General features: G+C 70.7%; 9 protein-coding genes, 1 tRNA gene and 1 pseudogene. 6 read left to right on the top strand and 5 right to left on the bottom strand.

Features of this window, described 5'->3' with window-relative positions; translation table 11 throughout:
• The first annotated feature begins 138 nt into the window (after positions 1-138).
• The 4 genes from FMQ63_RS36060 to FMQ63_RS36045 are packed head-to-tail and all read left to right on the top strand — an operon-like array spanning position 139 to position 3,072.
• Positions 139-705, top strand: a complete 567-nt coding sequence (locus FMQ63_RS36060; RefSeq protein WP_011555277.1) for a periplasmic heavy metal sensor — start codon at positions 139-141, stop codon at positions 703-705.
• Positions 706-751: 46 nt separating this feature from the next.
• Complete coding sequence (locus FMQ63_RS36055) at positions 752-979, top strand: hypothetical protein (protein ID WP_043611505.1); 228 nt, start codon at positions 752-754, stop codon at positions 977-979.
• A 15-nt stretch (positions 980-994) separates the two neighbouring features.
• Positions 995-1,675, top strand: a complete 681-nt coding sequence (locus FMQ63_RS36050; protein ID WP_011555279.1) for a response regulator transcription factor — start codon at positions 995-997, stop codon at positions 1,673-1,675.
• Positions 1,672-3,072, top strand: coding sequence for a HAMP domain-containing sensor histidine kinase (locus FMQ63_RS36045; protein ID WP_011555280.1), 1,401 nt, complete (start codon positions 1,672-1,674; stop codon positions 3,070-3,072). Before FMQ63_RS36050 ends, FMQ63_RS36045 begins: the two co-directional genes overlap by 4 nt.
• A gap of 8 nt (positions 3,073-3,080) precedes the next feature.
• Here the strand turns inward: FMQ63_RS36045 and FMQ63_RS36040 are convergent, their stop codons facing one another.
• The 5 genes from FMQ63_RS36040 to FMQ63_RS36020 all read right to left on the bottom strand — a co-directional run bounded on the left by FMQ63_RS36040 (position 3,081) and on the right by FMQ63_RS36020 (position 9,453).
• Positions 3,081-3,911: a carboxypeptidase regulatory-like domain-containing protein gene (locus FMQ63_RS36040; protein ID WP_026113752.1), complete on the bottom strand. Its 831-nt coding sequence runs from the start codon at positions 3,909-3,911 to the stop codon at positions 3,081-3,083.
• A gap of 100 nt (positions 3,912-4,011) precedes the next feature.
• Positions 4,012-4,869 (bottom strand): ABC transporter permease, encoded by an 858-nt coding sequence (locus tag FMQ63_RS36035; RefSeq protein ID WP_020477792.1) that lies wholly within the window; start codon positions 4,867-4,869, stop codon positions 4,012-4,014.
• The gene (locus FMQ63_RS36030; RefSeq protein ID WP_011555283.1) at positions 4,866-5,858 is read right to left on the bottom strand and encodes an ABC transporter ATP-binding protein; all 993 of its coding nucleotides are present in this window, start codon (positions 5,856-5,858) and stop codon (positions 4,866-4,868) included. Before FMQ63_RS36030 ends, FMQ63_RS36035 begins: the two co-directional genes overlap by 4 nt.
• Positions 5,859-5,887: 29 nt before the next feature.
• Complete coding sequence (cyoE, locus tag FMQ63_RS36025) at positions 5,888-6,772, bottom strand: heme o synthase (protein ID WP_011555284.1); 885 nt, start codon at positions 6,770-6,772, stop codon at positions 5,888-5,890.
• Between the two features lie 317 nt (positions 6,773-7,089).
• Positions 7,090-9,453, bottom strand: a complete 2,364-nt coding sequence (locus tag FMQ63_RS36020) for a tetratricopeptide repeat protein (protein ID WP_026113753.1) — start codon at positions 9,451-9,453, stop codon at positions 7,090-7,092.
• Between the two features lie 193 nt (positions 9,454-9,646).
• On the opposite strand from FMQ63_RS36020, the gene FMQ63_RS36015 reads away from it, so the two are divergent.
• Together FMQ63_RS36015 and FMQ63_RS36010 are read left to right on the top strand one after the other, a co-directional pair.
• Positions 9,647-9,722: transfer RNA gene (locus FMQ63_RS36015), tRNA-Ala, on the top strand.
• A 106-nt stretch (positions 9,723-9,828) separates the two neighbouring features.
• Positions 9,829-10,028, top strand: a pseudogene (locus tag FMQ63_RS36010) (DUF2760 domain-containing protein); the annotation flags it as partial.

Genomic DNA, 10,028 nt, shown 5'->3' with positions numbered 1-10,028 from the left:
CCCCCCACCCCTCTCCCGGGGCCGTCTTCACACTTCTTCACCGCGCGCGGGCGTGGCCTTCATACCCGCCCTCTACCTTCCCGCTCGTCACCACCAGCGCCGCCCCCCAGGGGACGGCCTCATTGGGAGCGTGGAGCCATGTTCGGGTTTCTCTTCGGAACCGCCTGCCTCGCCGGGCTCATCTACACGGTCCGTGGCGGACGCCACGGGTATCGCCGCGGAGGTCGCTGGAGTTCGCGCGGACGCCTGCGCTGGCTCTTCGAGCGGCTGGATACATCACCTGGCCAGGAGAAGGTCCTCCTCAAGGCCGCCGACGATGTCATGGAGGCCTTCGCCAAGGCCCGTGATGAGGTAGGCCCCAGCCGCACCGCCCTGGGCGCCGCGCTGCGCGGTGAGCACTTCGACGGCGCCGCGCTGCGTGAGCTCTTCGCTCGCCACGATGTCGCCATCGACAACGTGCGCCGCACGGTGCAGGGGTCGCTCGCCCAGGTCCACGAGGCGCTGGACCCGCGGCAGCGCCGTGAGCTCGCGGACCTCCTCGAGCACGGCTTCGGCTCCGCCTACGGCTGGCACGGAGGCCATGGCGGCTGGCACCGCCGCTGTGGCGGCCCCGGCGGCTGGCGAGGCGGCGGATTCGGCCACGGTGGCCATCGCCACGGGGACGGCCACGGCCCGTGGGGACGCGATGACGCGCGTGGGGTGTGAGCCCCAAACCAACGCCCCCTTTCGTCGTCCTTGAAGGAGAGACTCCATGCGCCGCCGTCTGCTCATCGTCCTGCTCGCCCTGGGCACCGTTGGAGGCTATGCCTCCGGGTTCGCCAGCGTGGCCCGCCACCGCCACCGCCATCACCTGCGCCACTGTCACCATGGCGCCTGGGAACACGGATGGAGCCCCCACGGCAGGTGGGAGCCTTCCAGCCAGCGAGGGGTGGCCCCCCCGCCGGCGACTCGCGTGTCCATCCACACGGCCTCCCCCTGAAGTAGAAGGCGGTTCATGTCCACGCGCGTCCTGCTCATCGACGACGACACCCGGATGTATGAACTGCTCGAGCAGTACCTCGGGCAGAACGGCCTCAGCGTCACCCACGCGGCGGATGGCGGACGGGGGCTGGCGGCGCTGGAGGCCAGTGCCTTCGACGCGGTGCTGCTCGACGTGATGATGCCCGGCATGGACGGCCTGGAGGTCTGCAAGCGCATCCGCGCCAAGAGCCGCATCCCCGTCATCATGCTCACCGCGAAGGGCGACGAGACGGACCGCGTGGTGGGCTTGGAGCTGGGCGCGGACGACTACCTCCCCAAGCCCTTCAGTCCCCGAGAGCTGCTGGCGCGGCTGCGGGCCGTACTCCGCCGCTCGCAGCCCTCGGCGGTGGCGGACCGGCTAGAGTCGGGCGGCGTGTCCATCGACGTGGCCGGGCGCGAGGTACGCGTGGAGGAGCGCGCCGTGGAGTTGACGGGCCTGGAGTTCGATTTACTCGTCGCGCTGGTGCGCAGGGCCGGACGCGTCGTTCCGCGCGACGCCCTGCTGGGCGAGGCGGGCCGCAGTGACACGGTGGTGGGCGAGCGCACCGTCGACGTGCACATCTCCCACCTGCGACAGAAGCTCGGTGACGTGGGCACCCGCCTCATCAAGACGGTGCGCGGCGTGGGCTACGTGTTCGCCAAGGAGGGTCCGTGAAACGCGGCAGGCCCCGGGCGCACAAGCGCGGCTGGGACGCGTGGGGCGAGCCGCGCGAATGCGGCCCCTGGGGACACCGGCATCCGCCGCACGGTTACTGGCATATGGGCCGCCTGGGCGGCTTCGTGCGCGCCCGGCTGCACCGGCGCCTGTTCATGTGGTTCGGCCTGTCCATCCTCGCCACCGGCGCCGTGGTGGCCACGGTGATGAGCCTGGTGGGCGGAGGCACCTGGAAACAGGAAGGCGACCGCGTGCGCGCCTTCGTGGGCCACCGCTTCGAGGAGGTCTGGGACGAGCCCGCACGGCGGGACGCGCTGGTGGCCTCCATCGAGAAGGACTTGCAGGTGGGCGTGGAGTTGCGGGACGCGTCCGGCGCGATGCTGGCGCAGAGCCAGGTGCCGTGCCGGCGGCCCGAGCTCAACCTGCCCGTGGTTCGCGATGGCATCACCCTGGGCTCGGTGCGCGCTTGCTACGCCAGCTTCCGTCCGAAGAACCCGCTGCGGATGGTGCTGCCGCTGGCGCTGTCGTGCATGGTGCTGTGGCTGGCCTCGGGGAAGCTCGCGCGGCGGCTCGCACGGCCCATGGATGCGCTGGTCCGGGCCACGCGAGAGCTGGGCTCGGGCCGGCTGGACTCGCGCGCGGACGTCGCGCCGCATGTCACGGGAGAGTTCGCCGTGCTGGCGGATGCCTTCAACGACATGGCGGGGCGCATCGAGAAGCAGGTGGCGGACCAGCGCGAGCTGCTCGCCGCCGTGTCCCACGAGCTGCGCACCCCGCTGGCCCGGCTGCGCGTGCTGACGGAGCTGCTCCGCGACGGAGGCGGCAACCCGAAGACGTTGGACCAGGTGGACCGCGAGGTGGTGGAGCTGGATGCCCTGGTGGGGGAGCTGCTGGCCAGCTCCCGGCTGGACTTCGGCCAGCTCACCCCGCGTGTCCTCGATGGCCAGACGCTGGCCACGCAGGCCCTGGAGCGCGCGGGGCTGGCGAGCTCCCTGTTGGGTATGGACGTGGAGCGCGCCGGGCTCGTGGGAGACGCGACGCTGCTGGGCCGCGCCCTGGCCAACCTCCTGGAGAATGCGCGCAAGCACGGCACCGGCGCCGAGGCACTGCGCATCCAGGAGCGAGGCGAACACCTGGCCTTCTGCGTGGAAGACCGGGGCCCCGGGCTGCAGCCCGGCGAGGACGAGCGCATCTTCCGGCCCTTCTACCGGAGGGACCAAGGCACCGAAGCGCGCGAGGCGGGCTCCCTGGGCCTGGGTCTGGCGCTGGTCCAGCGCATCGCGCACGTCCACGGCGGAGACGTCTTCGCGGAGAACCGCCCCGGCGGCGGCGCTCGGGTGGGCTTCACCGTGCGGAAAAACGGCCCTCCGGCTTCAGAGGGCCGCCCCACCGCGTAGCGCGTTCGTCACTTCTGCGCGGACGCGTCCTCCGCGGAGAAGGAGAACGCGGCCTCGGCCGGCGCGTCGTCCGTCACCGTGACTTCGGCCGTCTTCGAGCCGAGCGTCTCGTGCCAGGCCTCCACCGTGTACGTGCCCGCGGGCAGTCCTTCGAGCGCGAAAGCACCGTCCGCGCCCGTCGTCGCGAAGTACGGGTTCTCGTTGCTGACGACGAAGGCAGACATCCACGGGTGCACGTCACACTTGAGCTTCAGCACGTCCGCGTCCGCGGGCAACGGCCGCTCCACCGGGGCGCCGGACGGAGGCTGCGCGACGTTGAACACGGGCTTCGTGCCCGCGATGCCGCGCACGTTGTGCAGCGTGCCGTCGCTGTTCTTGAACGCCACCTGCTGCCCCGCCATCGCGCCCTGCACGCGCGGGACATAGGTGCACTTCGACTGGTCCACCACCACCGGCGTGGCAGGCGCGGGAGGCGCGCCGGGCACCTTGCCCTTCACGCGCACCACCACGTTCTGGAGGTTGCCGTCCTTCACCAGGACCGACGCATCCTTCGTCGCCATGCCCTCGCACGCCGGGTCATTGCTCGCGGGGATGTCCGCGGCCTCAGGCGGAGTACCGGTGAACTTCACCGTGCCCTTCACCACGCCCTTGCCCGCTGGAGCCACGGGCGCCGCGGCGGCACCTTCCGGCGCCTGGATGGGCGAGGCCGCGTGGGGCTCCTTCTTCGCGGCGGGCGCGGCGGCGGGTGGCGCGGCGGCCGGCTCCTCCTTCTTACAGGCAGAAAGGGTCAGCAGCCCCGCGGTCCCCAGCAGCGTCAGGCCGAGCGTGCGCAGCGTCATCGTGCAATCTCCTCGGGAAGTCAGGTGATGCGTCTGCCCACCTCGTAGCGAAAGGGGCAGCGCCTGTCCAACCCACCGGGACACCGCGAACGGCCGCCGTCTACTCCCGGCGGCTGACGCTGAAGGAAGCCAGCCCGATGAACACCGCGGCGAACGCCACCAGCACCGGCACTTCCAACCCCGCCGAGGACGACGACGCGCCCAGCGCCACCGACGCCTCCGCGCCGTGCAGCGCCCGCCGCACGCCCTCCACGGAGTAGCGCATCGGGTTGAGCCGCATCACCCAGGCCAGCCAGGTGTCCGCGCCCTTGAGCGGGAACACGGCGCCGGACAGCACCCACATGGGCAGCATGACGATGCTCATCACCGCGTGGTAGCCCGCACTGGAGCGCACCCACCACGCCAGCGACATGCCCATGCCCGTCAGCGCCAGCGCCGACAGCACCATGACGGACAGCAGCAGCGGCACGTTCAGCGTGGCCGCGCTCACACCCGCCAGCGGCGCCAGCAACAGGAACAGCGACGCCTGCAGCAGCGCGATGGCGGACGAGCCCAGCGCCTTGCCCAGCACCACCGCCAGCCGCGAGCCCGGCCCGGCGAGCACCGCCTGGAGGAAGCCCTCCTTGCGGTCCTCGATGACGGTAATCGTCGCGAAGATGGCGCTGAACAGCAGCACCATGGTGACGACGCCCGGGAAGAAGAACTGCTGGTAGCCCAAGCCCTGCGCGCCCTCCACGCGGAAGGAGCCCGCGAAGCCGGAGCCGATGACGAACCAGAAGAGGACGGGCTGCGCGAGCGCGCCCACCACCCGGGAGGGCTGGCGGAAGAAGCGGACGATGTCGCGCATCATCAGCACCCGCACCGTCGCCCACTGGAGCGCGAGCGTTCCGGGTGGCGACGACACGGCCGGAGCCCCGGCGTTCATCGGTTCGGGGGCGGCGGACAGCTCGGCGCTCATCGACGTCTCCTCGGCGCGGGTTCAGCGGTGGGCACGTCCGCGCCCAGCGCGCGCCCCGTCAATTGGAGGAACACGTCCGCCAGCGTGGGCCGGCGCAGCGCGACGGAGGTCAGCCGCCCGGCGGGGAAGGCCTCCACCAATCGGGGCACCAGCGCGTGGCCCCGCGGGGCCTCCACCTGCACCCGCCCCTCCACCACCTTCGCGTCCAGCTTCAGCCGCTCGCGCAGCTCGGTCGCCAGCGCCTCCGGCTCGAGCGCCTCCACGGAGAGGATGTCCCCACCCATGCGCGAGGCCAGCGCCTGCGGCGTGTCACACGCCACCAGCTTGCCCGCGTCCAACACCGCCAGCCGGTCACAGACGTCGGCCTCGTCCGCGCGGTGCGTGGTGAGCAGTACCGTGAGGCCCTCGCTGTCGCGCAGGCGCTTCAGGTGTGCCCAGAAGGTACGGAAGGCCGCCTCATCCAGGCCCTGTGTGGGCTCGTCCATGAGCAGGACGCGCGGCTGGTGCACCAGGGCCCGCGCCAGCTCCAGGCGCCGGCGCATGCCACCGGACCACGTGGACACCCGTTCGTCGCCACGGTCGGCCAGGCCGATGAGCGACAGCATCGCCTCCACCCGTTCGCGGGCCCGCTCTCCGCCCAGGCCATACAGCCGGGCGCCGAGCATCAGGTTCTCCCGCGCGGTCAGCAGGTCATCCAGGCTGCTGCGCTGGAAGATGATGCCCATCTGCCGGCGCAGCGACGGGTCGCTCAGCGACAGCTCCCGGCCCTCGAAGCGAACGAGGCCCGCATCGGGGGACAGCAGCCCGGCCAGCACCTGGAAGGTGGTGGACTTGCCAGCGCCATTGGGGCCCAGCAGGCCCAGAATCTCCCCCGGCCGCACCGACAGGGACAGGCCATCCACGGCCGTGCGCCCCTTGAAGCGACGCGTGAGCCCCTCCAACTGGAGCAGCGGCTGAGAGGTGGCAGTGGAAAGCAGGACTTCGGGCATGAGCGGGCGTCCCCCGTTCGCCCCGGACGCTATTCGCGAGGAACTCGGTCCAGCGCCAGCGCGGCGAACAGGCCGGTGAGGTAGATGAGTGAGAAGAAGAACGTCTGGCGGGCCCAGGTGTTTCCCAGCCGCCGGAAGAAGCCCCACGCCCCCAGCCCGAGGAAGCTCAGCCCCAGGAGCACCGCCGCGGCCAAGTACCACGCGCCGGCGATGTGGAGTTGGAAGGGCAGGAGCGTCATCGGAATCAGCGCCACCAGGTAGAGCACCACCTGCGCGCGGCTGGACTCGTCACCCCGCTCCAGGGGCACCGACGTGAGGCCCGCCGCCCGGTACTCCTCCTTGCGGAAGAGCGCGATGGCGATGAAGTGCGGCATCTGCCAGAGGAACATGATGGCGAAGAGCGAGAAGCCCCCCACGTCCATCTGGTTGGTCACCGCCGTCCAGCCCATGAGCGGAGGCAGCGCGCCGGGCACCCCGCCCACCAGCATGGCCGCGGACGTGCGCGCCTTCAGCGGCGTGTAGGCCAGCACATAGCTCAGCAGCGCCACCAGGCCCAGCGCGGCGGTGAGCACGTTGGCGCCCAGGGCCAGCGCCGGAAGCGACACGGCCGCCAGGGAGATGCCGAACCACAGCGCCACCGCCGGCTCCATGCGCCCGGAGGGCAGCGGCCGGTTGCGGGTGCGGTCCATGAACTGGTCGCTGTGCCGCTCCCAGTAGCAGTTGAGGGCATTGGCCGCGCCCACGGTTCCCGCCGTGGCCAGCAGCGTCACCAGCGCGTTGACGGCGCCCATGTGGCCGGGCGCCAGCCACATGCCCCCCGCCGCGGTGACGAGCACCAGGGAGGAGAGGCGCGGCTTGGTGAGGGAGATCAGGTCGGACGCGACTGTCGGCAAGGACTCGGCACGCGCGTTCACACAGACTCCAGAGGTAGGCACGACAGACACGCTGCCGGCGCGGTAACGGCCTTCCCCATACAGGCACCACCCGGGGGTGGGCAAGGACACGGCGCCCCCGGGAGACTCCGGCGGACGGACGCCCGGCTGGCCCCCGTGAGACACCAGGGCGACACCGGACTCCCGCCACCCACCCAGGTGCGTCGGGGGAGACAAACGCCCCGGGCATAGCGTCAGGGCGCGGGGGCAGCAACCACGACAACGGGGCTGACCGCGCGTTCAACTGCCCGCGCGCATCAGCCCCGCTTGTCCGGCGCCTGGAAGGCAGCCGTGGTTTTTCAGCCGCCCGCCAGCGAACGGGCCGCAGACGCGTGCTCGCCGCTCGGTTCGCGCTTCAGGTACTCCTGGGCCAGCATCTTCGCCTTCGCCCCCTGCTTCGAGTCCTTCGAGAGCAGCGTGGCGTAGAAGTAGTAGGCCGGCGAGTACGCCTCATCCGCGTTGAGGGCGCGCTGGTAGGTCTCGTCCGCCTTCGCCGTGTCGCCCTTGCTCTGGAACACGCGTCCCAGCTCGGTGAGCGCAATGGCCGCGCGGTCCGACTGCCCCAGGAACTCCTGGCTCGCCTTCTCCAACTGCTCCTGAGCCAGGTCCCACTTGGACCGCTCGCGGTAGATGGCGCCCATGGCCAGCCGGGCCTCCGGGTTCTTGGCCTTCGGGTCCTTCACCGCGCGCTGGTACTGGGCCAGGGCCTCATCCAGCTTGCCCTGACGGCGGTACGCGTTGCCCAGCATCACCACCAGCTTCGGGCTGTCGCCCATCGTCTTCAGGGCCGTCTGCAGCGCCTCGGCGGCATCCTTCTCGCCGCCCTGCTTGCCCATGAGCGACTTGGCCAGCTCGACGTAGAACTGGGCGCGCGAGGCGTCCATGCGGATGGCCTTGCGAATCTCCTCCGCCGCCGCGTCGAAGTTGCCCTCCGCCAGCAGGCGGCGGCCCTTGATGAGGTGCAGCTCCGGGTTCTGCTTGTCGAGCGAGAAGCCGGTCTCCTCACTCTTGAGCATCTCCGTGCGGGCCTTGTCCTTGTCCTGGGGGACGGCGGTGGCCTCGGCCAGCTTCTGCTGCATGTCCGGCTTCAGGTCCACCATGGCCGTCGACACGCGGCTGATGAGCAGCGAGCGCGCCATGTGCGCCGCGGCCAGCTGCCGCGGAGACGGCGGCGGGTCGGACTCCAGCAGCTTCTTGAGCATGGTGTGGGCCAGCTCGAAGTTGGGCGAGTCCTGCTCCAGCATCAGCAGGGAGCGTCCCAGCAGCGACTCCGGGTGGTCCTTCCCGTACCGGAGGGCGGAGTCGTAGTTCCGCCAGGCGGCGGCGTCCTGCCCCAGGCGGCGGTACACCGCGCCCAGGCTCGCGTAGGTACGAGGGTCATCCGGAGACAGCAACTGCGCGCGGTCCAGACTGTCGCGGCCGCGCTCCAGGTCGCCCGCGTTCATCTGGATGAGGCCCAGCGTGAGGTACAGCAACGAGCTGGAGCGGCCCTGCGCGTCCAGGCCCTTCACCTTCTCCTCCAACTGCCCCAGCGCGTCCTTGCCCTTGCCGCTGTAGGTCTGGATGAGCGCCTCGGACGCGATGAGGTGCGAGCTGAGGTCGCCGCTCTTCTTGCCCACGGCCAGATGCTCCTCGGCCTGGCGGCGCGCATCGTCACCACCGCCGTGCTCACCCCAACGGATGGCCCAGGCGTAGGCGAGGTAGCCGTGCGCCACGGCGGAATCGGAGTCCACCTCCAGCGCCTGGTCCGCCGCCTCGACGGCCTTCTTGTAGCTGTCGAAGGAGTCGTGCTTGAGCAGCTCGCTGGCCACATCCAGGCTCTTCTTCAGCTCGCGAGACTTCGTGCGGGCGTTGGCCGAGTACCAGCCATAGCCGATGGCGAACAGCGGGATGGCCACGAGCAGGCCCAACGTCACCATCTTGCTGCCCTTGCCACCCGAGGAGGGGGAGCGGCGGGACACCGGCTCGTCGTCCTCGTCCTCATCCACCTCTTCCACGACGACCTGGGGCCGACGCGGCTGAGGGGCGGGACGCGGCGCGGGGGCCTCCGCGCGCGCGGTGGGCGCGGGCTTCGCGGCCTGGGTGGCGGCGGGCTTCGCCGCGGGCGCTTCCGTCCCCGCCGTCGCCGCGACGCTGGAGAGCGCGGAGGCGGACTGCTGGGTGGCGGACGGAGCCGGCGTCGCGGGCGCAACCGGAGCAGCGGGCGCGGCGACCGGAGCCGGCGCGGCGGGCCGCGGCGGTTCAATCTTGTGCTGCTGGAGCAGCGTGACGGTGTCCGGGTCGCCCGGGTCCGCGGTGTAGGCCTTGAGAAGGTTCGCCTTGCCGGGCTCCGCTTCGCCGGTCTTCAGCTGAAGCGCGCCGGCCATGCGCAGCGCAACCTTGTCTTCAGGCTGCACCTGAAGGGCGCCGAGCGCCTCTTCCAGTGCCTTCTTGTCCTTGCCCTGCTCCGCATAGACGCGGGCGAGCAGGAGGCGGGGGTCCGCCGCATTCGGGTGGGCCTTCACCCCCTTCTTGCAGACGACCATCGCCTCCATGAAGCGGCCCATGCTCAGGTACGCTTCAGCGAGAGGCTTGTAGGCCGCCGACGAAGGGTCGGAAGCAAAGGCGTGTTCAAGCTTCGCGAGCTCGGCCGGGCTCAACGTCTTCGAAGAGGAGATAGACATTAACGGGGGGCAGCTAAACGGGCGGGAAGGATACGCCTGACAAGAAGGGTTTTTATGGCACCCGGTACGCAGCACGTCAATCGCCGGAATCCATGTTGGCAGCTTGCGCTTGACACGGTGAAGGGCCTCCGGTACTAGCCCATCCCACTTCGGCGGCCCCAAACCGCGGAGGCGCAGCAGGCAGTCCAGTTGTGGGGGTGTAGCTCAGTTGGGAGAGCGTCGCGTTCGCAATGCGAAGGTCGTCGGTTCGATCCCGTCCACCTCCACCATGCAACAAACGAAGGGCCTCACGGGAAACCGTGAGGCCCTTTGCATTTGGGGCATCCCGGCGAACTGCCGAATTGCAAAGCATCCGGGCTTTGTTATCCGGTGCCGATGACCGACCAGCCCGCCTCTCTGTCGTTCTTCGCCCGCTTCTGGCTCGCCTGGCTGTGCTTCTGGCGCTGCCTCGTGTCCCGCGAGTTCGCGCAGGCCGTGCTGCCCACGAGCAAGGCCTATGACGCCGGCCAGCTCGCCCAGCTTCCTTCGGGCGGCCCCGCCCCCACCCCGCTTCCGAAGCAGGAGGAGGTCCGGCC

The sequence above is a fragment of the Myxococcus sp. CA005 genome, from assembly GCF_006518205.1.
GTDB classification, from domain to species: Bacteria; Myxococcota; Myxococcia; order Myxococcales; family Myxococcaceae; genus Myxococcus; species Myxococcus xanthus.
The sequence above is the reverse complement of the archived record's forward strand: the minus strand, read 5'-3'. Positions and strand labels throughout refer to the sequence as shown.